Here is a 22,172-nt window from a genome sequence, read left to right as displayed (position 1 = left end):
TATACTTGCAACTGTCAAAGCTAAAGTCTGAATGCGGGCATAACATGTTGTTTTGATGGCACGGCCGTGGCCTGGGATTATAGCGGAATTTGAGCAACCGGGTCGTTCTTCACGACGGACCATGAAACAACTCATGCGGGTCTGAGGCTGATCTGGAGGGCATTGAGATCGAGGTCATGATGCACGTTGGCCAGTCCATCGAGAAATGACATCAAATCATCCTGACGCGGTTGGCCAAAGGCAAGGCGATAGATCGCGACCGATCGCTTAAGCCAGCCGAGGAGGGCCGCCTCCCGGCTGAACGGGAGTGTGAGAGCGTAGCGCTCGATCCGCGTGGTTCCATCCAGAAGCCAGAAGGGTTCCATATCGCCCGGTCGCCTGGCTTGCCCGTGGGCCGCCTCGAACATGGCACGCCATGGTTCGATTGCCGGGGTGCCACTCATGAGGACGCTTTGGAAATTCTCTGCGAGGTTTAGTCTGACCGCATGGTTCTTGTAGCGGTGAATGCGGCCTTCCCGTTGCTCGAGATCCACTGGGTTCGTTGGTAAATTCCAATGCACTAGTCTGTGGCAGTAGGGATGAAAGTCGAGTCCTTCCTGACCGACGGAGGTCGAAGCCAGCACGAAGGGTCGGAACGGCGAATTGAAGGCGGAACGCACCGTGTCAGTCCGTTGCGCCCCGTCGTCCTGCGTCTGCTGTAGTAGACGCGTCGCAAAGCGTCCGCGCATCCGCAAAGGCGTTGAGATCTTTAACCGATTCCGGCCTGCTTCATAGCGCTTGATCTCGATCTGGGCGGGCTTAAGAGACAACGCCTCGTCGACGGCCCGCGCAATCTCGGCAACGACGACAGCCGGTGCCTTGTCCATCAGCCCTTCTGCTTCCAACAGGACATGCACGTATTCATCCAAAACCGACTGGAGGTCGTGCGCGACACAGTGATGTAGTACGGATTGCCAATAGACATCATCCGTTCCCGAGCGCAGCAGGGCCTGACTTTCCGGTTGATTGAACAGACCTCGGAAGGCCATGCCGATCCGCGTGGCGGCGTCCAGCATCGCGGGGTCGTCCATGGCAAGGTCGGGGGCAACCCGGTGCAGGGCCCGGAGCGCGCAGGTTGCAGGGCTGCCCAGTGCCAGATCGGTCAGATGGTCCAGTAAGTTCTCCCGGTCGGGCTGACCGAGAAGGATGTCGCTCTGCGCGGCCTCGCTCAGGGCCTGAAGGTGATCGAGCCACCCATCGAGGCCGTCCTCGCGCAGCACATCAGTTAGGATATTACCTTTGGCCAGCCATCGGTCAAACGACGCTGACCTGACATCCAAGGTTGCGGCACAGGCCCAATCCCACGTGACAGCGCGCCCGGTGCCGTCATCGTCTGCCTCGCTCCCGCGCGCGATCTTTCCGCCGCGCTGGATCGGCTGCAAACGAGGTTCAATTGTTTGTGCCAGATTGCGCAAGCCAGCACTGGCTCGCGTCCGCATTGCAGCGACGTCAGCTAGAGGGCCTGTCGTACGAAAGAAGTCGAGCGGGTCGATGGCCGCCGCTAAGGTCGGCGACGGAACAACCAGGGTCAAAGCGCGAAGGCCGGTCAGGCGTTCCTTCGCGCGTTGGAATTTCAGTGGCTGGGGGCGTCGATCGGAATAGAGCCGCCCTTTGTCCCCCATCCCCATGGCCCGCTCGCTTTCGTAAGAAAGCAGCGCCGCAATGGCATCCGGGACCATGGTCCATTGTGAGAAGATCAGCAGTTTGCTTGCTGTGACGCGCCGACCGAAATACGGCAGACTGGGCGGCATCCACAGACGTCTTCCCATGTCGTCTTGAAAAGCGACCTCCTTCAGTGCGCGCATGCGACCGTTATTTTCCGCGATCGGCTGATAGGCTTCGATGGCATCGGTATCAATCTGGGCATCTTTCGCCATGCGGATCGCGTCAACAAGCGCTTTTCCCGGCGCATCCTTCAGGTGGTCCAGACGCTGGCCAAGTTTGTAATCACGCAGGAAGCTCAGGAGATACGGTGCCGATTTCCAGTATTCCACCGTGTTTGGGGCGTCTGCCGCCTCAGCGACGCGCGCCACGGCGCGGGCCTCGATCAGATCAGCCGCTTCCACTGTGATGGGGACGTCGATGTCGCACATCATCGCGTCGCGTTCCGCCGTTTCGGACACGCGTTCAGTCCGGGCGATGACTTGCCGCAGCGTGCCCTCAATTTCGGCCTTGATCGCGCACGTGGCATCGAAACTGTTTGGGAGGCCCTGCATCGCCAGCCGGTAGCGGCGCATTTCAACTTCTAGTTCGTCGCGCACCGATGGCCCACGGTGTCCAAAGAGAAACCCAAGGACATCGAGGAATTCACGGTAGTGATCACCTGCATCCGCATCATCCTCGCGCAGGGACAACATCCGATAGGGGGTCGCCGACAGCAGCAGCACATTGGCCTGGTTTCCGTCATCGTCCTCGGCATCGAATAGCTGGCGCGCCAGCTCCGCTGCTTCACTGTCGCCATGCAGCAGGTCGGTAAAGCGCTGAAACTCGTCCAGAATGATCAGGTCGGCTTCCAGCGATCTTGCGCTGACGCGGGCCAGCAGGGTGCGCAATTGGCCGACGATTGCCTCTCGTCGGCGGTTGAGGTCCGTATCGTTGCCACGCTTTCCCTTGTAGCTCTGCGCGCAGTCCTCGAGCTCCTCCAGCAGATGATGCCGCGCGTCGATCGCCTCGTGAAAATTGGCGACGATTTCTTCGTCTAGAGTGCGTTGGCCCATTTGTTCGCGCGTGATGCGCCAACCGGTCGCGCCGGCGTAACCCTGCATCATCTTGGCCACGGCACGGCGATCATTCAGCCTTTCCCAGACCAGCCGCAGGATCAGGGCCCGTTCCTCCTTCATGCCTCCGCCTTGCTTGAGGTCCAGCGAGGTCCCCGGGGTGAGGCTGAAAAAGTTGACCCCCTTTCGCTTGATGCCGCCTGTCCGGCCCAGTTCGACGGCAAGCATCGTCAGGCGCGTCGGCAGCACGCGCGCCTGCTCGCCGCCCATGACGTTGAGACGTGCCACATTTTGCTTTGCGATCGCGCCGTTCGAACAGATGTAGACGATGTCGATCCGGGGCACCGTATCCTGCAATGCCTCGATCGTGCGCGCGATCACGCCGCGGGCCACCATCGTTTTGCCCAGCCCGACCTCGTCGGCCACCAAGAAATGACGCACCTTATCTTTATCGGTCAGCAGCCGCCGGGCGACATAATCGACGGTCTTGCGCTGGAAAGCCTTGAGAGGGCGAAGTGCATCCTCCGCGTTAAAACGATCATTCACGATGCGGTTCCTTCGGCAAGACCTCGCGAAACGTTTTCCAGAGCTGCAAAAATTCGTCTGGGATGACTTCGCTTTTGCCTGTTTCTGGGTCACTCAGTCGAGTGACCAACCGTTCGATGTCGCGCAGTTGCCGTCCATCGCCCGACAGAGCCCGGACCATGTCCTCGAGGATCGGCGCATCCGTGGCATTGCTAAATAAGCCGGACACGCTGCCTCCCGCGCCGGCGGCGAAGAGCGCCTTGGCGGCCTCTGACACGTCCCCGAGAAGAAGGCGGATGTAGCGCAGGAAGGCACCTTGGTTCTCGATCAGGCCTCGCAGGATTTCGGCAGTGCGGCTATCGGGAAGGTCGACAAGGTCTGTCCCGAGGGTGAAATCCATTTCGAGGCCGGAGCCGATGTCTTTGAGTCTGACACCGATCCAACGCGTCACGTCTTTAAGTGCGAGGCGTGCCAAAAGCCGTTCCGTTCCGTTCAAGGCGGGCACGTTGATGCCGTGTTCGAGGCCGATCACCAAGGGCCAGATTCGCAGGCTGATCTCTTGCGGGACAACAATGGGAACGGCAGCGGAAAGATGCAGATGGATGCGATGATCCTCGCTGGCTTCGCAGCGTAGCACCAGTCTTGTTGCGGCGATGAGGCGGCGCAGTTTTTCCAGGCGGGCCTCGGCCGCATCCTGTTGGGCCGTGTCGGTCGGCGTGTAGGGCACGTATTCGCGCAGGAACCGGCCTAGCCGGTCGGGTGCCATCTGTTCCTCCATCGTGCCAAGGTGGGCGCTGTAGCCTGATAGTGTGGCGAATACCTCGACGTTTTCACCTCCGATTAGGGCCGGTGCCGTTGCATTGCCCGACCCCATGGTGATTTCTGTGCTCGCATGGCGTTCCGTGATGAAAACCTTGGCGTGCAGACCGCGGGCAGGGACAGGTCCGACAGCGGTTTGCTCGCTTTCCTCGCCGTCTTCGGTTTCGGCCATTTCGTCCAGCACCAGCACCTTGCCAAAGCGGGCCAGCGTCTCGGGCGACAGGGCTGCCAATTCCTCTCCGCGGCTGAGTAGGTAAGCGTCCGCGGGATCAATCTTGTCCACCAGATTCTTCAGCGCACCATCCGTCACGAAGGGAGAGATGACCCCTAAGTTACGGCCGATTATCGGCCGCCAGACCTGATCCGTTAGCCCGTTCACCGCAAAACTAATCTTGCGGATATTGTCGGGATGTTCCCATTTGGCGCGTGCGAGGTCCTTCACGAGGGATCTAACCATGGTTACCACATGCTTCGGCGTCGGACGGCCGGAAGCAAGGGTAGGCAAGGCGCGCACGAGCTCGACAAGCGGGGCATTCTGGTCTTGAATTTCGTCTGTCGCGGTGCCGTCGAGCGACATAGAAAGATCCCAGGACGCATCCGTAGTCAGATTGCGTGACAGTAACGCCAATCGTAGGCGGGGCCGCCCGATGTCACCAATTGGCTTGAAGCGCAGGAGCCATAGTTTGGGGTGAAAGGCACCGCCGCGGGGGGCAGTGACCTCGGTCACGGTGTCTTCAAGAAGGGCGGTGAGCCGGTTGGCTCCCTTAGGAGCAGCCTTGATCCGTCCAGCCTCGCAGAAGATGGCAATACGTGATGACAGCCGTTCCAGACCTTCGAGAAGGGCTAAGGGCGTATCGAGGGTTTCCTGTCTGTTTTCGGCAGCGTGGAAGGCCAGCGTCGCCGGAACGACCAGCGCCGTCTCGAAGTCGAGCGTATAAGTTGTTGCAAGCGCGGCATCGAGGTCATACCCCGCAGGCCCGCGTAGGATTTCGGCATAAAGGGCCCGGTTTTCCGGATCGAGGGCGGCGTTAACTTGCATCGATAAGATCCTTGACGTGGTTCGAGACGACCGGTTTCCAACGATAGCCGAGGGGTGCTGTGCCGGAGGCCCCGCTCCAGCGCATCAATGCCCCGTCATTGATAAACCGTGATTTGCCACCTTTCAGTCGTGTTTCCCGTGCGCGGACGAGGTTTCGGGCACCGGCGTGACTCAGGACATCACCCCGTGTCTGCAAAACGATGTCGCGCCATGCCTCGATGAAGCTGCGGCTCGGTGATTTGACATCGTGGATGGTTTCACTGGAAAGCTGCCACAGATCGGCCAGATCCCAATCGCCCATCAGCGTTTCTTTGTTCTCGCTCGCCCATGTTTGAAGCCGCGCGGTATATGTCGCAACGCGTTCGTGCCAGCTGCTGTCTTCCATCGCCTGAGCACCGGCAGCCTTTTCCGAAAGCATCAGGTTGTAGAGCAGTGAGGCCCCGTGCATCAGACAAGAAAACCGCTCTGCATGCCCAACAATGGCCTGGATATGGACCGGCCAGTCTGCGCGGGCGGGATGAAGCCAGATCATGTCGCAATCGGCGGCACTGGTCTGGCGTGAGAGTAGGGTGATCAAGCTGTTGGGCGCGGTGTGGGAAAGGCGATCGCGTAGGAACCCCGCCTCTCCTACGGTTAGGTTGAAATTGGCCGCGCTGCCGGGGGTTGCAAGAAAATCCTCGGGCGCGGGTGGCAGCCCGGCGGTCCAGAGAGTTGTTGCTTCGCCGGGTGTTGCCTCAAGGCAGGCATTGCGGCTGCCCTGAAATCGGCGGAGGCCAAGGGTCAGAAGACCGGCCCAATAGACGTCGCTTGGTAAACGCTTCAGTTTTTCCTTTGCGGCGCTGCCGATGACGTTCTGTGCCTCCCCCCCGCGCAGAAGCGCGTCGATAAGGCGAATTTCCAGAGCGCGTGCCAGATCCCGACGTGCTGCCGCCGTGCCTTTGTGCGCGCCGGCTATCTTGTAGATCCAGGGAACGAACAGCATGTAGCGCAGCCGTGTCTGAATCGTGGATGTGCCCGGGAACATCAGATCCGCCAGTGCATCGCGCACCGAGCCAAGTCCGAGTTCGTCCCGGCTATCTTCTTGCCCGAAGAGATCCATGATCCTGCGGGTACGGTCTCGGTCGGCCTGGTCGAAGTCGATCCATGCAAGAAATGACATCAAGTAGTCTCCTCAATTAGAGCGTCACAAAGACTCAGTGTACCATCGCTCATCCAATGGACGGCGACGCCGTTCAACGGCTTGTCGGCCGCGATGTCAGCCGGATCGAGCCACGGCGTGGCATGGGCGAGCGCTAGCATGGACTTGTCGACCGCCCGCTCGGTTCGCTCCGGTGCTGCGTCGAAACTAACGGACAAGGGCGTGCCGGTTGCCGGAGAACGGGTCGTGAAGGGATTGATGCGCATGCGGAGCCTTTGGGGTCATTGATATTTATGTGTCCCACGATCGCACCGCGGGGTGACAAAAGCTGTCGGGGTCAGGGCAGGGCTGGGCTAAAGATTGCGCCGTATTCCCAGCATCAGCCCGTGAGGTTCCAGCCAGCGCTCCGACATGCTGCTATCCGCCGTCACATAGGTAATTTCGACTATGAAGGGCGCTCGCAGAGCCCCTGTCAGGACATCGAGCCGTCGCAAATCCGATACGACCCGCGGGCCGGAAGCTCGCGGCAAAGCCTTTGACCTCTAGCAGCGCCTCAGAGTCGGCCTCGGTGTCATCGGCCAGGTTTGACGGCATGGCAGCCAACAGGGGGGTGCCCAGGGGATCGAGCCGCTGCGCCTCGTCTGGGGAACCATCGCGTTCGGCGCGCTTCACCGCCAATTCCAGTGCAGCCAGATCGGTGTCGCGTATGCCCAGCGCCTGCAGCCATTGCGTGCAATGCCAGGGCCGACGGCGAAATTCATTCTCCTGGATATCGACCTTGTGAAAGACCGTGTCGAAGGACGGCATTATGCATAGAGCAGCCCGGTGATCGTAGCCAAATTCTTCCTTCAGATCCTGTATCGCGATCCCGTCAAATCGGGATATGCCCATTGCGGCTACCCATACAAGGTCTGCGGTTCTGATGTATGACATGCGGAAAAAACTTACTTATAATCAATATATTACGACGCCATGATCGGAGCCACACTCGTCATGCTGGCTAGGCATTTTCAATTTGTCAACGAATCCGGAGCTTGGAGGAGCCGGAATGCGTATCATAAAGATGATCATTGTCATGGATAGCCACCTGCGTGCCTTTTTGTGGCCGGTTTTGGCTGAAATATATACACGCATTGGTGGAAAAGGAATTCACCACATGAAGATGATTATCATCGCCACCAGCCTGCTCACTTTGAGTGCATCCGTTGCCGTGGCTCAGAGCTGTAACCAGATTGGCAACCAGGTCCTCTGCTCGGACGGGTCGAGTGCTACGGTAATTGGCAATCAGACGATCTACAGCAATGGCGTCGTCGATACTCAGATCGGCAATCAGACCATCGGATCCGACGGCCTGAATTCAACGCGGATCGGCAATTCGACGCTCTACAACGATGGCACTTCGGCGCATCAGATTGGCAACCAAACCATCTTCAGCACCGGCCAGAACTGCCAGACGATTGGCACGCAGTACATCTGCAATTGATGCGACGATAGGAGTTTCTAGTAATGATTTTCCCAATAAGTATACGCGTGATGCGTTTCGGCATGTCCGTATTGGCTGGCGTCGCGATGACTGCCTGCGGCACCACATATGCGGTGCCTGACATTTCGGCCCAATCTTCCGAGGCGGCCCGTGCGATGTTCTCGCAGGAAGCTGCCATCGGTCTGGGTGGCGGCAATGCGAGCCCGAGCCAAGCGGCCGCACGCTTCCAGCGCGTCATCGCGCGCATCGAGCCGGTCGCAGAGAACTTCTGTCGCGGCCAGATGGCGGCCACGCGGCCGGACTACAATTGCGACATCTCGATTATTGTGGACACTGGGATGCGCGACAAGAATGCGTACCAGTCAAATGGACCTGACGGCACGCCGATCATCGCCTTTTCAATCCCGATGCTGATGGACGCGCGCAACGATGACGAGATCGCCTTTGTCCTGGGTCACGAATACGGTCACCACATCGCGACGCACCTCGAAAAAGCCGAGAAGCAGGCCGTCGCTGGTGCCTTGGTCCTCGGGATCTTGATGGCGGCGGGCCAAGGTTATGCGGCTTCCGCCGATCCCTACCGGTACACAGGCAACGATCAAGCAGACATCGAGAATGCGATGTCGCTCGGTGCCGCCGTCGGTAACAAGGCCTATTCGCAGACTTACGAGCTGGAGGCGGATGTGATTGCCACGCACGTCGCACGGGCAGCAGGCTTCGATGCGGTCAAAGGTGCACGCTACTTTGCACGACCCGAGAAGCCGCTGGTCCAGCCTGGCAAGCTATCGTTTTGGGGCACGCATCCCGCAAACGACACGCGTCTTGCGCTGGTAATTGAGACGAGCGCCGGGATCGATGGCAAGCATGGTTTGCGCAAAGTCCGTTGAGCCGTACAACGGCGGGGGGCACTAATCGATGCCCTTCAGCCGACCAGAATATATATTTTCGTATATCGGACGTGGTCAATCATTTCTTTTGGGGCAAGTTTTCGCCTGTTCCGAAACACATCACTCTTTTCACCAACACGAACCGTAGAGGACCCATGACGACAGAAATAACATATGCGGAGATCAATGGAACGCTCGGCTCCCTCCTGAGGCTCTAAGCCGCGATCGAGCGTCAGGCGCGTCATGAGGTCCGCCATGGCCAAGCTCGGTGTGAACAACTCCAGCTTCTTCCTTGGCTGTTCTACCTACCCCAGATGTAAGGCAACAGCTGCAGAACTTGACTGAACAAAGTGGAGTCCCGGTAAACCTCCTAGACGTTGCCCTGCCCCCCGGACGTCCCTCAGTCATAACGAGAGTCCTTGGGTTTGATAGTCGTCGGTTTCGGGTGTGGCAAGCGCGCCGGGCGCGATGCCATCAAGTAGCTCAAGCGCTCGGCGCGCTTCTGCGGGGGTCTTGTTGCCGAGCGATGAATGCGGCCTGACGTTATTGTAATCGTAGCGCCAGAGGGCCAGCGTTCGGCGGGCGTCGGCCAAGCTGTCGAAGATTTCCTCGTTGAGGCATTCGTCGCGCAAGCTGCCGTTGAATGACTCGATGTAGGCGTTCTGCTGCGGCTTGCCCGGGTCGATGTAATGCCACTCGACCTTGTTGTCGTTCGCCCATTTCAAGATCGCTTTGCTGGTGAACTCCGTTCCGTTGTCAGAAACGATGCAGGCGGGTTTTCCATAGACCCGGACCAAAGCATCCAACTCACGTGCGACCCTGGCACCGGAGATGCTGGTGTCAGGAACCAAGCATAGGTTTTCGCGGCAACAATCGTCATTCACCGCCAGAATGCGGAACTTCCGGCAAGCCCCGAAGGTGTCGGAAAGAAAGTCCAGCGACCAACGCTGGTTCGGCCGAGACGGCACTGGCATCGGTGTGCGGCTGCCTCGCGCCCGTTTCCGGCCTCTGCGGCGGCGCACTGACAGGCCCTCTTCCCGGTAAATCCGGTAAAGCTTCTTTTCGTTCATGATCATGCCCACGCGCTCCAGCAGAACGCCAATACGCCGGTAGCCGAACCGGCGCCGCTTTTCAGCAATCTTGTTCATTTCGAGACGGATCTCCGGGTTGTCGGGCGGCCTCTCGCGCCGCACGGTCTTCGGATCGACACCGATCAAGACGCAGACCCGGCGTTGAGAGATCGGATGATCCCGCATCGCGCGCAGCACTGCGTCCCGCCGTTGCATCGGCGTCGTCAGGGCTTTCCCAAGAGATCCTTCAGCACAACATTGTCCAGCATGACATCTGCCACCAAGCGCTTCAGCTTCGCGTTCTCATCCTCAAGCTGCTTCAGCCGCTTGGCATCGGACAGGTCCATCCCGCCATACTTGGCTTTCAGTTTGTAGAACGTCGCAGGGCTCAGGCCGTGCTTCCGACACAGCTCCGCCGTCGGCAAACCAGCCTCCTGCTCTCTGATCATCCCGATAATCTGCGCTTCGGTGAAACGGCTTTTCCTCATGTCGTCTGCTCCTTCAGGGTTGGGCAGACTCTACATTAGACTGAGGGATTTCGCGGGGGGCAGGTCAGGCTGTCTGCACGATGACGGATGGCAAGCGCATTAATAAAGAGGAACTCGAAAAGATTTCCGATCATATCGGCCTACGATTTTAGATTACCGTCTAAGCTGTTTAATAATCAGCCGCTACGCCAAAACGCCACCAAATGCCTTGTGCGTGCGGCTGTGATTGTAGAGCTCCATCGATTTCCGGGTATTCGCGCGGGCCTGAGACCCAGGGTATGCGCCACCAAGAGTGTCCAACAAAATACTGAATGGCAGGTTTAAGATTTACTGTCTGATACTTTGCACATGCAGCGAGTTTCTTCTTTCCGCCCTTCAAGCCGGTTGTCGCTCCCGGCCCTAACCGGACATTCGTTCGAAGCAGATGCGCCGCAGTACAGCTTCCTCAAAGCGGACATTCAACCGTTGCGCAGCATATTGACGGCCCAGAGGTCCGCTGTGCGGGACAAAACTTTCTTTCGCGAGGACTGTAGTCTCGTCCGCTTACAGCCAGCGTACATCTCTCAGCGACCTTCAATCGGCTTTGTCACATTTTCTGCCACAAAGCGTTTATTGCGGACCAATAACCAAAGAAGGCCGCAGATGGCACCGATAACAATCAGTAAACAACCATAACTTTGAATAAGATTACCCGGGCGGGCCGATACAATCTGGATGCCTATTGCGCCCAGAATGGTGGCGCTGAATTGGATGAGCGCTGCGGCCGATCCTGTATCGCGTGTCTGTTGATCGAGCAGCAGGTTTGCGCCTGGAACACGCAAGACAATCACCGCAACGGTGTTAAGTGCTGCTACGAATGCAAATAGCCAAGGCGACATGGACCCTATCAGCAGCATTACAAATCCTGACAAGGTGATAAGACCAAAACACCCCTGCACAATAGTTTCGACCTTTACCTTACGAGATAGCCGCAGGTACAAAATCGGCCCTAACGTGGCGCAGGCTGCGTTGAACGCGAAGATAAAACTGAACGCCTGTTCAGACAGGCCAAAACCATCCACATAGACGTAGGCGGCGATACCCAAGAACGACAACAAGCACATCGGTGCCGCTGCGAAGATCACCAGAAGGTAAGCAAATTTTGGATTGAGGACGACAACTCCAAGTCTGACCCAAGATTGATATAGCGGTCCTGTCGATTTTTCGGCCAGCGTTTCTTGATAGAATACGACAAGTATAAATACGATGGATGCAAAGACGGCCAAGGCCACGAACATCATGTGCCAAGATGCTATTTTCAACAGGAACGCCCCTAAAACGGGGGCGACCATAGGGGCAATGATACCCAGTGACATCATCACGGCCATCACGCGTTCACGTTCGCGCCCATCGAACAGATCCTTCACGATAGTTGTTCCCACGACGGCCACACCGCCGCCTGCAAACCCTTGAATGATCCGAAATCCAATCAAATGCTCAATTTGCGGGGCCAATGCGCTAAGGATACTGGATACGATGTAAAGGGCGAGTGTCACAAACAGAAGCGGCCTGCGCCCAGTCCGTTCGCTTAGCGGTCCCCAAAACAGGATGCCGATGGCAAAGGCAATCATGTAGGCCGCAAGCGTCAGGTTCACCTTGCTTTGGGTGGTCGCGAAGGTCTCGGTCATTTGGGGCAGCGCGGGTAGATACAGGTCAATGGTCAAAGGTGGAAATGCGCCTAAAGCAATTAGAAGAAATATCGTTCCATTTTTGCCCAATCTAGGCTGTGCGACTTTCATTTTAGATGGACCAATTCGTGCTGTTTAAGTTCTAACGTCCGCAACGCCGTGTTTAGTGGCTGTTCGAGGAACATGCGATAAGCAATCTGAACGCATTAAGAGCGGCTAAACGGTACACCTCATAGAAGCACCAAAAGTGGTTAGCATTCGCACGCCAGCAAAACGCCTAGCTTGATATTTACTATAATAGCAGTCGTTCGCTGCATTGTAGAAAGCCGGTAGATGGGGCTCATTGCCGCCATTCCCTGCGGGTGAAAGTGCCACAAGCTGACGAACGTCTGCTTTCTCATACGGTGAGCCTATACTTCGTAACTGCAGCTAATGACTGCTCTCCGCCCTTAGTGCAGGTTGTCACTTCCGGCCCAATCCGGACGCTGATGCAACCATACGTCGCCGCGCCGCCGCTTCCCCGAAGCGGTCATTGGAGCAGTTGCGCAGCATTTTGGCCCGTTCGATGTCGGCAATGCGGACTTTGTTGCCGTTCGCTGCAAGCGCGAAAATCAAACGAAGACCAGATTGGCATCAACAGAAAAGGCGGATTGCGGACCTTCTCTGCGCCCCCAAACCCAATTGACCAACTGCAAAAATCGGACTCTCGGGGTCGCGTCCGGATCTTCTGATGTGCAGACGCAGCGAACAGCTGGTGAGAACCCGTTTTTCGGCTCCATCGTAATTATGCTTAAAGCCAGTTTGAAGGGCGCGGCGCATCAATCGCCACGCCCTTCCAGATATACGTCAATCTATTCGGTGATCGTCAAACGGCACAGCAGGGTATTGTCCTGCTTCAGGCTTTCGCCCCAAACCAGCTCTGCGCTGTCGTCCCATGTGACTTCATCATAGCCGTCCTTCGGACCTACGTCTGCTGCGGAATGGACAATTGCGGCGGGCCAGTCGCTGTCATCGAAATCGGGTGCGGTCCAGTCCGCCGAAATGCCAGTAGCAACAAATCCGCACGCCCCTTCCCCGGCAACAGGGTTCGCTTCATCAGCGCAAGACGGCTCTACCGGCGCAAACTGCACGACAAGGCATTTCATATCCGCGTCAGTCACGGCAAGCGTTTCGCCCGACACCGCGTCCTTGAACTGGGCAATCATGCCACCGTCGCCCATTTGTTGCCGATCTGTGCCGATATATTCCAGGCCGCTCTCGTTTTCCTTGAAATCCTTCGCCTCAATCGCGATCACCGCTGGCAGATCGACCGAAAGGGTCGCGGTTTCTTTGTTGAAAGACCGCTCTGTCGTGATCGGCACGGAGTCCTCAAGGACCACCTCGCCATTGGCGGACATGGTGAACCAGTTATCAACCCAAACGTCGGCCGTGATGTCGCGGGTTTCGGCCTGAGCGGCGCAGGCTGTCAGGGCTGCTACTGTCGCAAAGATAAAACGCATATCGTGTCCAATCGTGTCAAAAGGTGTCGTGATTTAGTTCAGGAAAGTGATGGAGTCGCCGGCAAGGACATGACCCTTCAGCGCGGCCATAACGTCGGTCCAACCAATGCCGATGTCATCTTGTTCCGGCAGATCAGCCAGTTGCGCATCTAGGGCATAGACCCAGATCGTATATTCATGGGTACCTGCACCGGCTGGTGAACAGGGCGGCGTATAGCCAGTCGCGCGGATATCTTTATCGCTGCCCTCTACCCCCAAGGACTCCGGATTGCCCCGCGCCACGCCGTCCGCATCGGCAGGTATATTCCAGACCAGCCAATAGTGGCTCGGCTCGTTTACACCCGGATAGGTGCCATTGGGGTAATGCTGCATGACGATGGCATAAGCTTGGGTATCAGCAGGCGCATTTTCCCATGACAGTGGAGGCGAGACGCCGTCCCCGCCGCTGCGCGTGCAGCGCAGATCGTCGGGCAAGGCAGCGCCGTCCACCAGTGCTGAACTTGTCACGGTGAACTTCGGCCCCTCTGCATGAGCGGCGGGTGCTTCACCCGGCTTTAGCGGCGGCGTTTGCTGCGCAGTGGCGGGCAATGCGGTCGTGCAGCACAGCAGGGCGATGGCTAATGCGGAAAAACGGGTCATTCGCGGCACAGCTCCTGCTCGAATAACTCCCCGCCGTTTGTCACGGTGCGGGTCTCGAAATTGTAGCAATTCTCGGTCTCGGACGGAGCGTATTTGATGTAATAGTCGCCGCCCTCATAGCTATATGTCATGGTCCGCGTGCCGTCATCATCCTGCACGAACACCAGGTCATCGACTCCGCCGCGCGGTGGCTGACCTGCCTCTGGCCCCGGTCCGCCCTCTGCGGCACCCAAAGGACGCACACGCGGCAGGGCGTCGATGTCAGGCACTTCGCCCATTAGACATTGGATGATGTAAGGCGCACCTTCGGACGTGTGGTAGCGATAGCCAAAGACATCGTCGGCCTGCCCGTTGCACACATCCAGAACACCTGCCGCGATAACGGAGCCGTCGGGATTGGTATCTGCGTAGATGGGAAAACCGTCAAACGCCCAGCCGATGATCGCATCCGGGCCCTTGTTCGCCATCTGGTCAATCATGCAGGTCGGTGCCGCGTGATAATGGTAATCGTCGCCGCGCCCCGCATGGCCGCCGCAGACATCAAGCTGACCCGTCGCGACGGTATCCAGATTGGCCTGATAGGTTCCCAGATCCTCTTGCGACATCTCTCCGCCAGCGGTGTAATCATAGATTGGCACCCCGTTCACTGCCACGCCAAGAGCCGCATCGCGAGTATGCGGTTCTGTCCCGCTCACGGGTGCCAATGTGATGGGTGAGGCATAATTCACCGCAGGCACTGGCACCTGTTCGTTCGTGCCGATGATACCGGTCATCATCTCGTGGTCGGGATAGGTATCGCCTGCGATCAAAGCTTGATTGTCGGTGCAGGTCACCGTGACCACATCGTCAAAGCCCGCCTCGGCGACCGACTCCGTCACCGCCTCGCAGTGAAAGGAGTCTTCATGGGCTTGCCCTGTGGTGGCGTAAAGGCAGGCCAGCACGGCAAAGCCAGGCGGAATGAGCAGATGTCGCATGTGGATGCCTCTTATAGGATATGTTACGGTATCGATGCTTATACGATGCGTCTGAGTCTTCCCGTCGTTTCATGATGGTGAAATGTACGCGGAATGGTGCGGTCGAACGTTTCTACCGTGCGACAGCTTCATTGTATGCAGGTTGGCATGGCCCCGCAATTGACCGCACCATAAAGTCAACGTCGTGCTCAGACAGCAGCTATTGCGGGGCAATCATCAGTCATTGCCTTCGCCGCATTGTGTAATTTCGTGGTGCGCTGATCTTGAGCCTGCAATGAAGGTCCGCAATGGCGGGCCGCACCGCGGCATTTTAAGGCAGTGGCAAAGGACGGTTAGGGCCGTCCGCAACTGTCAAAATTTCTGCGCGTGCGAAATGCTGCGGGGCGGCATTTGGCAAAGAGGGCTCACTGCCGACCTTCGCTGCAGATGCTCCCCAAAAAAACTGGGTCGTGGCCCTGAGCGTCTGCTTTCTTAGGACGTGCCCATTTAGTTTGCAGGCGCAGCGAATGTCGGCAAACCGCCCATAGGTGTCGATCAACGCGAACGGCCCAAACCGGCCATTCACCGCCTCTTTGAGATGCTGCAGCGCAGCCCGTCATTGCAGACATTCGTGCATCGCGCAGCATTTGCTCGGCTAAAAAGTCGGTCTGCGGACAAACCGGACTTGTGCAGTTACAGCTTTTGCTGACGCAGCATTCATTCGCACCTACAGCACCGCGATTGGCATCTCCCGACCCACATCATTGAAGCAGTCATATGCGACGCTATGCGCACGGATTGTTCAGAAGAAAATGCCGTTTTCGCGTCTGGGCTTTTCGCCTAGGCCAATCAGTTGACAGACGACACCAAGTGCAAGAAACGCAGATATTGGAGCCGCCGTCATAGGTTTCATGTTGTACTATCAGGCAACGAACAGCGTGTCGTGGTCTGGCGATTCAGATCGCAAGGCGACGCAATCTTGCGACACGTTTCAGCGTACTTTGGTAGCTAGGCGTCTATTGTCCTCAGAAGCCGACATTTTACCAATGCGAATCTAAATCTCGGCCATTGCTGCAAACCACTCGACAAAATCCAAAACCGCGCCTTGAGCGTTTTTGCCGTAACTCGCAAAGTAATAGGAGTCAGTGTTAGTCGCTACGTCGGACAGAACGATAAGATCTCCGGCCTCAATCTCGTTTCTGAATGTATCGATCGGGCACAATGCGATACCATGACCTGCGATGGCAGCTGTGACCAGCAAGTTGAAATCCTGATAGATGGGCCAATTGTCACCACCTTGCCATCCGACATGGGCGGCCATGAACCAGTCTCTCCAACCCTTTCGGCTGTCGTCATGCAGCAGAGGTGCCTTCACGAAATCCTCCGGGGTTTCAAAGGGACCATGTTCCTCCAGAAATTTAGGGCTGCATACCGGCCTGGTTAGCCGTGAAAACAGTCGCCGAGAATGGACGCCATCCGTGTTTTCGGTTCCCAACGTGATAAGCACGTCCATCCCGCTTTGAGAAAATTTCTGATTGGCCGATGCGTACATAACCCGGACATCTACCTCTGGATGTGCGGCGGTGAACACTGGGAGATTCGGGACAAGCCATCTGCTGGCGATTGAGGGGATACATCCGACGGTCAATGTCTCTTTTCCGCCAAGAGCTTTCACGCGGGTGCAGGTTTCGGCAATCTCAGCGAGAGCCGGTGATAGGTGCCGAAAGAGGGTTTCGCCTGAACGGGTCAGTGCAATGCTGCGCCCTTTCCGAATGAAGAGCTCGGCCTCAAACCAGTCTTCCAAACGTCGCACATGATGACTGATGGCGGCATGCGTCACGTACAGTTCGTCTCCGGCATCCGAAAAGGACATGTGGCGAGCCGTCGCCTCAAAGGCGCGCAGAGATGTGAGAGGCGGCATTTTCATTGTAAATTATTTCTACATCATATGTGAAATTTAATCATTTGATAGAGTGGAATTTGTGAACCATGTTTGTTTTATCGTTATTTTTTGAGCCAATATCAAGTTTGTGTTTTCGAGCTAAATTTGAACCGGGTTTATATGAAAATAAAACTTACACATGGAGCATATATGTACATTAGATCGCTGGGTGATGTCGAAACGACCGAAAACTTCGTTCACTGGGGTAACGGGACGAGCCATCGGTTGTTAACCGAAAAAGACAAGATGGGCTTCACCGTTTGCCATACCGTTGTCCGCGCAGGCACACAGTCGGAGCTTCACTACCGTAACCATCTCGAAGCCTGCTACTGCATCGAAGGAGAAGGCGAGGTTGAGGACATGAATGGAAAGGTGTTCCCAATTCGGAAGGGTGACATCTATGTGCTAGACGATCACGACCGGCACTATCTACGTGGCGGCAAAGATACGGACCTTGTTTTGGTAAGTGTTTTCAACCCGCCACTAAAAGGCACAGAGCGTCACAACCTGAGCGACCCATCAGGGTCAGCCTACTAACGCTACGGCCCAACGTTGTAGCCCGACCGGTGGCAATTGCCCGGCCTGGCGACAGCGTTGGCCTACGGCGTCACCTTAGGCTGCTGCACGCTGACGGCGACGCGATTGGGTTGACCAGACGCGGTAGATTTCCAGCAGAACGAGCGGTGTAAAATGCACAAGTGCCGGTCCTGTCCCGCCCCACTCATGAAGCGCGGCCCAATGGACGAGAGTCAGCACAGCGGCACCGTAAACAAACTGCTGAAGTGATTTCCAGTTGCGTCCCAACTTGCGGACCCAACCGTCTGTTGATGTGATGGCCAGCGGCACAAAGATCAGGAAGGCCAGCCAGCCCGTCCAGACATAGAGTTTGGAGATTTCGCCACCGGTGAAGGCCACCACCCCCTCGTCAACGAGGTAAAGCAACGTATGTGCCAGCGCATAAAGGAAAGCGGCGACGCCGAGGTGGCGGCGACGCTTCATTAACCAGCGCGGCCAGCTTGAATTGCGAAACAGCATCATCAGCGGCGTGATCATCATGGTGATGATCATGAACCGCGCCGCGAATTCGCCGGACGGGTGCAAGACATTTTCCACCGCGTCGGGATCACCTGAGGTCAGCCCGAGGATCATCGGAATGGCAGGAAGGCTGAGCAGCGCCCAGAACGTGTAGGGATGGTCCCAAATGGATTTGAGTATGAACATGGGGTGTCTCCGTATGGTCGAGGCTTCTACGAAGCGCCGCTGCGCTTTCGTCGAACCTATTTCGCGAAAGTTGAAAAGTAATCATTCCAGCTTTGGTGGGGGCGGCCTGTCACGGCCTCGAAATCGCCGGCGCTATTGTAGCTGCCTTTACTGATGCCATCGTAAATGCCGCCAATGATGGGGCCGATGAAGTCGCCAAGCTCTGCTGTGCGGTCCGCGACGAAATCCGCCGATGACACCGCGCGATAGGTCAGATCGGCGGCGAAAGCAGCGTTCAGATATCCGGCTAATTGTTCTTGCGTGATGGGCGTGCCGTTCAGGTCGACCGTCTGAGCGTTCAAGCCATCCTGCGTCACCAGTGCGGTATAGGCATTGGCCAACTCTGACCGGGTGGTGTAGCCGCATTTGCCGTCGCCTGCGCTGTTGGCGATCTCGCCTTTGGCGCGGTAACTGTCGATGTATTCCACATCCGGTTCGATATAGATGCCGTTACGGCCGATGGCCCAGTCCAGGCCACTGGCACGAGTGTCCGCCTCGGTCTGGCGGTTGCTTTGGACAACCGGTGAAAACGCTGTGTCCTCATCCGGGCCCTGAATGCTGGTGTAGACGATCTTACGAACCCCTGCGGATTTGGCGGCCTCGATCACATTGCGATGTTGTTGAATGCGGTCTTGGGGCGGGGCCATGCCGGACACAAGGACAAGTCCATCGATGCCTTGCAAAGATGCGCACAGATCGTCAGGTTTATCGTAGTCACCGGGGCGAACCTCGATTCCGAGCCCCTTTACGTGATCCGGCGTGCGGGCCAGGCCGATGACATTATCTGCCCCTACCTTCTCGATAAGCTTCAGGGCGATTTCGCGACCCAATTGTCCGGAAACGGCGGTTACGGCATAAATCATAAGTCTCTCCTATTGGCGGGGGGGGAATGGCCCGACACTCAGGCCATTCCGTTGGGTCGGACATTAGCCGTGATGTGCTTGGCTGACGGCGAAAGTGTCTTCGAACCAGTGCCACAAAACCACTTGGCCATCCCGGACCTTGGCGCGCAGGGCGAAGGTGAAGTCTCCTGTCTCTTTGCCAGAATGGGTAGTAACTGCATTCATTACGCCAAAGACGGCCACGGTATCACCCGATGCAAAGGCGTCGGTGTTTTCCCATTTCGTCGTCTGCAGATTTTCGGAAAAGACGCCGAGGAATGTGAAGATGTTTTCCTTGCCGCGGGTTTCGCCGATCCAAGGCAGGCTTTCGTCGCCTTCATTGTGCCAGACCATATCGTCGGCCATCAGTGCGTTCATCGTTTCCATGTCGCCTGATCCCATCGCGCCCATAAACGCCATGACCGTGTCGAAGGATGCTTGTGTCTGTTCGTCCATGTCTTGTGCTCCTGCTTGTGTTCCAAGGATGATCGCCAGCGATGCGCCGAGCGATGTTGTCAGTAATGTTCTGCGGTTCATTTCTTGCTCCTCTTCGGTGTGCCGCAGACGGGCCGCGGCGCAGCGTTTGATTAAAATTTGCCAGCTTCGTTGTGCGGCGCGTCTGCTGCAGGCATTGGTGCGATGACGTCCCAATGCTCGACGATCAGCCCGTCTTCGAGACGGAAGAGATCGTAAAATGCGGTGGGATCTTCGCCGAGCGTGCCTTCGGACATGGTGAGCACGAAGTTGCCCTCACCGATCACCTCGTGAACCTCGGTGTAGTCCATGTTGATGCCCTGTTGGGCCATCTGGGCCATGAAGGCGCCAAAGCCATCAATGCCATCGGCGACCATCGGGTTGTGCTGGGCGTAGTTGGCTGGGTTGATGTATTGGGCGAAGTCGACCTGTTCGTGATTGATTAAGACGCGGGTGAGGAAATCCTCGACAAGGTCTTTGTTGGCGGCAGTCCGGTCGAGGTCGGTAATCTCGGCCGCGCCGTCGAACTGGCTGCGGCCTGACGGGTTAAGGGGCTGCTCGGTAATCAGGTTATCCCAATGTTCGGCGATCTTGCCATTCTCGACGCGAAAGACGTCGAAACCGATGACCGGATCGGGGCCAAACCCTTCGTAGCGGGCATGCACAGCGACCATGTCATCATCGGCGATCACACGGATATATTCGGCGCTAAAGTCGCCGTTGCCGGACAGGAAGGCGACAACGCCTTTCTGTGCTTCGATCCCGTTGGCGAACATCTCGTTGTGCTGGATGATATCCGTTGCGAAATACTGGTCGACAGCTTCGACATCGCCAGCAAGAAGCGTGTTTTCCAGCGCCTCAAGAACGAAGGCCTTGTTTGCCGCGCTGTCAGCCATCGCGCTGAATGGTAGTGCAACTGCAATAGCGGCGGTGGCCATAAATGTTTTCATTGTCATGTTGATCTCCAGTGTCAGGAATTGATTTTGATCGGTTTGCTTTGAGTAGTTTCGGAGCAAGCGTTGTTGCTCAGTTCCAATCAATCTGCGGGTTTTCGCGAAAGGCGAACCGCTCGAGGTGGCTGGCAATGACCTGTGCTGTCTTGTCGAGGTCGGCTTTGGTTTCGGCGGAAACCGTCATGTCCAGCGCGCCGTCAAGTGCGGCCAGTTCACACTGGCCAAACGGCAGTTCGATCCGGCCGTGATTGCCGTCCAGTTGTACCGGAACCTTGTGGCCGAAGTGTTTGCAGAGGGTGCCGAGGTAGCGTTTCGCGTGCTCTGTCTTGAATGTCGTTTGTACGTTCATCGGGGTGCTCCTTTAGTGTTGAAACAAAAACTATCCCCTCAGAACTGTTTCGAATATGGTATGAATACTGATTTTATAGTTCCGGAAAACAGAACAATGATTGACCACCTAAAACACATGGCCGTCTTTGCCCGGGTCGTCGATAAAGGGTCGTTCCGCGCCGCCGCGCAGGATATTGGCGTGGCCCCCTCGCGCGTTAGCCAGACGATCACCGATCTTGAGAGTTTTCTTGGCACGACGTTGCTTTATCGCACGACACGCAAGCTTGCGTTGACCGGAGAGGGCAGAGCGCTTTATGCGCGCGTCACAGAAATGCTGCGCAGCGCAGAAGCGGGCTTCAATGAAATCAACGCCAATACGCAAGATCCGGTGGGTGCTCTGCGCGTGACCGTTCCTGCGTTTCTGGCGGTGTCCGACCTTTCAACTGCCATGGCCACATTTATCAAGCGCTACCCGAATGTGGCCCTGTCCCTGCATTACAGCGACCGGAGGGTCGACATCATCGAGAACGGGTTCGATCTGGCCATCAAGGCCGGCACGCTTGCGGACTCAACGATGATGTCACGCAAATTAAGCGCCATCTCTCGCGCGCTGGTCGCCGGTGCCGGATATGCCGGAGCCCGTCCTGTGCCTGCGCGGCCCGCCGATCTGGAAGACTGGGACTGGATCCAATACCAGCAGCGCTCTGACACGGTCGATCTGATCTCCGAAAAGGGCGAAACTGAAAAGGTCAGCGGGCAATCGCAGATCGAGGTTGATAGCGTCAACGCGCTCTATCACTTCGCTCTGCAAGACGTGGGCGTGACGGTCCTTACAGAAAATCTGGCCGCGCAGGGTGTCGCATCCGGCGCACTCGTCCGGCTCCTGCCCAAATGGCGGCCGCCCGATATCGACCTGCATGCCATCTGGCCGGACACCTCAAGGCGGGAAAACTTGACGCTGCTTTTTGTTCGGTTTCTGGCTGATGAACTCGGTCGCTGAGATGCAGAGCCGGACTTCGGACCGCTGCGCAGCACTGGGTGGAAAGCTGCCATTTCAGACTATTCGGCGTCGAAGAGTGTAACCCAGTTTCCGTGTCTTATGGATGCCCGCTTTCGTAGTTATGGAACAATTGGCTTGCACATGCAGCGAATGACCGGTTTCCGCCCTTATTGAAGAAACTGAGTCATCATCGTCAGAGATTTTGCAGCCGCCGCGAATGGCCTAAATGTCCGCTATCAATATGACTGTTGTTTCAGGATGTCAGTGTTAGCTGGTAAGCTATGTTTGGAGCCGATGAACAAAGGTGTCGGTTTGTATGACCGCCAGCATATATCGTAGCCAGACGGCAAACGCCTAGAGAGGCCATTT

The 22,172-nt window shown here is 57.0% G+C and carries 20 protein-coding genes; 4 read left to right on the top strand and 16 right to left on the bottom strand.

From position 1 onward, the window contains the following. Positions 1-131: 131 nt before the first annotated feature. The 5 genes from SJY10_RS11560 to SJY10_RS11540 form a co-directional block, all read right to left on the bottom strand. Positions 132-3,302 carry a helicase-related protein gene (locus SJY10_RS11560; protein WP_386682718.1) on the bottom strand — a complete coding sequence of 1,057 codons (3,171 nt, stop codon included), beginning with the start codon at positions 3,300-3,302 and terminating at the stop codon, positions 132-134. Then, complete coding sequence (locus SJY10_RS11555; protein ID WP_386682716.1) at positions 3,295-5,139, bottom strand: phospholipase D family protein; 1,845 nt, start codon at positions 5,137-5,139, stop codon at positions 3,295-3,297. The genes SJY10_RS11560 and SJY10_RS11555 overlap by 8 nt, the downstream gene beginning before the upstream one ends. Next, a complete protein-coding gene (locus SJY10_RS11550) occupies positions 5,129-6,298 on the bottom strand; it encodes a DUF6361 family protein (protein ID WP_386682714.1) in 1,170 nt (389 codons plus the stop codon). The genes SJY10_RS11555 and SJY10_RS11550 overlap by 11 nt, the downstream gene beginning before the upstream one ends. Further along, positions 6,298-6,543: a hypothetical protein gene (locus SJY10_RS11545; RefSeq protein WP_386682712.1), complete on the bottom strand. Its 246-nt coding sequence runs from the start codon at positions 6,541-6,543 to the stop codon at positions 6,298-6,300. The genes SJY10_RS11550 and SJY10_RS11545 overlap by 1 nt, the downstream gene beginning before the upstream one ends. Before the next feature lie 151 nt (positions 6,544-6,694). Then, entirely contained in the window at positions 6,695-7,168 is a 474-nt protein-coding gene (locus tag SJY10_RS11540) for a hypothetical protein (protein ID WP_386682710.1), read from the bottom strand. 157 nt (positions 7,169-7,325) lie between these two features. Here SJY10_RS11540 and SJY10_RS11535 point away from each other — a divergent pair, with 157 nt between their 5' ends. Next, a complete protein-coding gene (locus SJY10_RS11535; protein WP_386682708.1) occupies positions 7,326-7,760 on the top strand; it encodes a hypothetical protein in 435 nt (144 codons plus the stop codon). A gap of 50 nt (positions 7,761-7,810) precedes the next feature. Beyond that, entirely contained in the window at positions 7,811-8,647 is an 837-nt protein-coding gene (locus SJY10_RS11530) for a M48 family metalloprotease (protein WP_386684642.1), read from the top strand. A 404-nt stretch (positions 8,648-9,051) separates the two neighbouring features. Here SJY10_RS11530 and SJY10_RS11525 read toward each other — a convergent pair. From SJY10_RS11525 to SJY10_RS11500, 6 genes are all read right to left on the bottom strand, one after another. Beyond that, positions 9,052-10,205 (bottom strand): IS3 family transposase gene (locus SJY10_RS11525; RefSeq protein WP_386682706.1). Its coding sequence is split into 2 segments (ribosomal slippage): positions 9,052-9,959 and positions 9,959-10,205, totalling 1,155 coding nucleotides; the frame shifts between segments, so codons are not numbered across the junction. Between the two features lie 563 nt (positions 10,206-10,768). Next, positions 10,769-11,983, bottom strand: a complete 1,215-nt coding sequence (locus tag SJY10_RS11520; protein WP_386682704.1) for a multidrug effflux MFS transporter — start codon at positions 11,981-11,983, stop codon at positions 10,769-10,771. Positions 11,984-12,723: 740 nt separating this feature from the next. After that, positions 12,724-13,371 (bottom strand): PEBP family protein, encoded by a 648-nt coding sequence (locus SJY10_RS11515; RefSeq protein ID WP_386682702.1) that lies wholly within the window; start codon positions 13,369-13,371, stop codon positions 12,724-12,726. 33 nt (positions 13,372-13,404) lie between these two features. After that, positions 13,405-14,010, bottom strand: coding sequence for a YbhB/YbcL family Raf kinase inhibitor-like protein (locus SJY10_RS11510; protein WP_386682701.1), 606 nt, complete (start codon positions 14,008-14,010; stop codon positions 13,405-13,407). Continuing rightward, the gene (locus SJY10_RS11505; protein WP_386682699.1) at positions 14,007-14,984 is read right to left on the bottom strand and encodes a YHYH protein; all 978 of its coding nucleotides are present in this window, start codon (positions 14,982-14,984) and stop codon (positions 14,007-14,009) included. Before SJY10_RS11505 ends, SJY10_RS11510 begins: the two co-directional genes overlap by 4 nt. Before the next feature lie 1,033 nt (positions 14,985-16,017). Continuing rightward, complete coding sequence (locus tag SJY10_RS11500) at positions 16,018-16,884, bottom strand: LysR substrate-binding domain-containing protein (RefSeq protein ID WP_386684640.1); 867 nt, start codon at positions 16,882-16,884, stop codon at positions 16,018-16,020. Between the two features lie 171 nt (positions 16,885-17,055). Here SJY10_RS11500 and SJY10_RS11495 point away from each other — a divergent pair, with 171 nt between their 5' ends. Continuing rightward, positions 17,056-17,442: an ectoine synthase gene (locus SJY10_RS11495; protein WP_386682697.1), complete on the top strand. Its 387-nt coding sequence runs from the start codon at positions 17,056-17,058 to the stop codon at positions 17,440-17,442. 75 nt (positions 17,443-17,517) lie between these two features. On the opposite strand, the gene SJY10_RS11490 is transcribed toward SJY10_RS11495, so the two are convergent. From SJY10_RS11490 to SJY10_RS11470, 5 genes are all read right to left on the bottom strand, one after another. Next, entirely contained in the window at positions 17,518-18,126 is a 609-nt protein-coding gene (locus tag SJY10_RS11490) for a sulfite oxidase heme-binding subunit YedZ (protein ID WP_386682695.1), read from the bottom strand. 56 nt (positions 18,127-18,182) lie between these two features. Continuing rightward, complete coding sequence (locus tag SJY10_RS11485) at positions 18,183-19,028, bottom strand: NAD(P)H-binding protein (protein ID WP_386682693.1); 846 nt, start codon at positions 19,026-19,028, stop codon at positions 18,183-18,185. A 63-nt stretch (positions 19,029-19,091) separates the two neighbouring features. Further along, positions 19,092-19,583, bottom strand: a complete 492-nt coding sequence (locus SJY10_RS11480) for a nuclear transport factor 2 family protein (RefSeq protein ID WP_386682691.1) — start codon at positions 19,581-19,583, stop codon at positions 19,092-19,094. A gap of 50 nt (positions 19,584-19,633) precedes the next feature. Further along, entirely contained in the window at positions 19,634-20,476 is an 843-nt protein-coding gene (locus SJY10_RS11475; protein ID WP_386682689.1) for a nuclear transport factor 2 family protein, read from the bottom strand. A gap of 70 nt (positions 20,477-20,546) precedes the next feature. Beyond that, entirely contained in the window at positions 20,547-20,822 is a 276-nt protein-coding gene (locus SJY10_RS11470) for a DUF2218 domain-containing protein (RefSeq protein ID WP_386682687.1), read from the bottom strand. 96 nt (positions 20,823-20,918) lie between these two features. Here SJY10_RS11470 and SJY10_RS11465 point away from each other — a divergent pair, with 96 nt between their 5' ends. After that, positions 20,919-21,803: a LysR family transcriptional regulator gene (locus SJY10_RS11465; protein ID WP_386682685.1), complete on the top strand. Its 885-nt coding sequence runs from the start codon at positions 20,919-20,921 to the stop codon at positions 21,801-21,803. Positions 21,804-22,172: the final 369 nt, after the last annotated feature.

The organism is Loktanella sp. R86503, assembly GCF_042466455.1.
Lineage (GTDB): Bacteria > Pseudomonadota > Alphaproteobacteria > Rhodobacterales > Rhodobacteraceae > Loktanella.
Note: the sequence above shows the minus strand (reverse complement) of the source record. Positions and strands in the feature narration are given on the sequence as shown.

What these genes read in the sequence shown, in the direction of transcription:
- SJY10_RS11555 (WP_386682716.1), bottom strand. Translation starts at nt 5,139, where the DNA reads ATGCAAGTTAACGCCGCCCTCGATCCGGAAAACCGGGCCCTTTATGCC.
- SJY10_RS11550 (WP_386682714.1), bottom strand. Translation starts at nt 6,298, where the DNA reads ATGTCATTTCTTGCATGGATCGACTTCGACCAGGCCGACCGAGACCGT.
- SJY10_RS11545 (WP_386682712.1), bottom strand. Translation starts at nt 6,543, where the DNA reads ATGCGCATCAATCCCTTCACGACCCGTTCTCCGGCAACCGGCACGCCC.
- SJY10_RS11540 (WP_386682710.1), bottom strand. Translation starts at nt 7,168, where the DNA reads ATGGGCATATCCCGATTTGACGGGATCGCGATACAGGATCTGAAGGAA.
- SJY10_RS11535 (WP_386682708.1), top strand. Translation starts at nt 7,326, where the DNA reads ATGCGTATCATAAAGATGATCATTGTCATGGATAGCCACCTGCGTGCC.
- SJY10_RS11530 (WP_386684642.1), top strand. Translation starts at nt 7,811, where the DNA reads ATGCGTTTCGGCATGTCCGTATTGGCTGGCGTCGCGATGACTGCCTGC.
- SJY10_RS11520 (WP_386682704.1), bottom strand. Translation starts at nt 11,983, where the DNA reads ATGAAAGTCGCACAGCCTAGATTGGGCAAAAATGGAACGATATTTCTT.
- SJY10_RS11515 (WP_386682702.1), bottom strand. Translation starts at nt 13,371, where the DNA reads ATGCGTTTTATCTTTGCGACAGTAGCAGCCCTGACAGCCTGCGCCGCT.
- SJY10_RS11510 (WP_386682701.1), bottom strand. Translation starts at nt 14,010, where the DNA reads ATGACCCGTTTTTCCGCATTAGCCATCGCCCTGCTGTGCTGCACGACC.
- SJY10_RS11505 (WP_386682699.1), bottom strand. Translation starts at nt 14,984, where the DNA reads ATGCGACATCTGCTCATTCCGCCTGGCTTTGCCGTGCTGGCCTGCCTT.
- SJY10_RS11500 (WP_386684640.1), bottom strand. Translation starts at nt 16,884, where the DNA reads ATGCCGCCTCTCACATCTCTGCGCGCCTTTGAGGCGACGGCTCGCCAC.
- SJY10_RS11495 (WP_386682697.1), top strand. Translation starts at nt 17,056, where the DNA reads ATGTACATTAGATCGCTGGGTGATGTCGAAACGACCGAAAACTTCGTT.
- SJY10_RS11490 (WP_386682695.1), bottom strand. Translation starts at nt 18,126, where the DNA reads ATGTTCATACTCAAATCCATTTGGGACCATCCCTACACGTTCTGGGCG.
- SJY10_RS11485 (WP_386682693.1), bottom strand. Translation starts at nt 19,028, where the DNA reads ATGATTTATGCCGTAACCGCCGTTTCCGGACAATTGGGTCGCGAAATC.
- SJY10_RS11480 (WP_386682691.1), bottom strand. Translation starts at nt 19,583, where the DNA reads ATGAACCGCAGAACATTACTGACAACATCGCTCGGCGCATCGCTGGCG.
- SJY10_RS11475 (WP_386682689.1), bottom strand. Translation starts at nt 20,476, where the DNA reads ATGACAATGAAAACATTTATGGCCACCGCCGCTATTGCAGTTGCACTA.
- SJY10_RS11470 (WP_386682687.1), bottom strand. Translation starts at nt 20,822, where the DNA reads ATGAACGTACAAACGACATTCAAGACAGAGCACGCGAAACGCTACCTC.
- SJY10_RS11465 (WP_386682685.1), top strand. Translation starts at nt 20,919, where the DNA reads ATGATTGACCACCTAAAACACATGGCCGTCTTTGCCCGGGTCGTCGAT.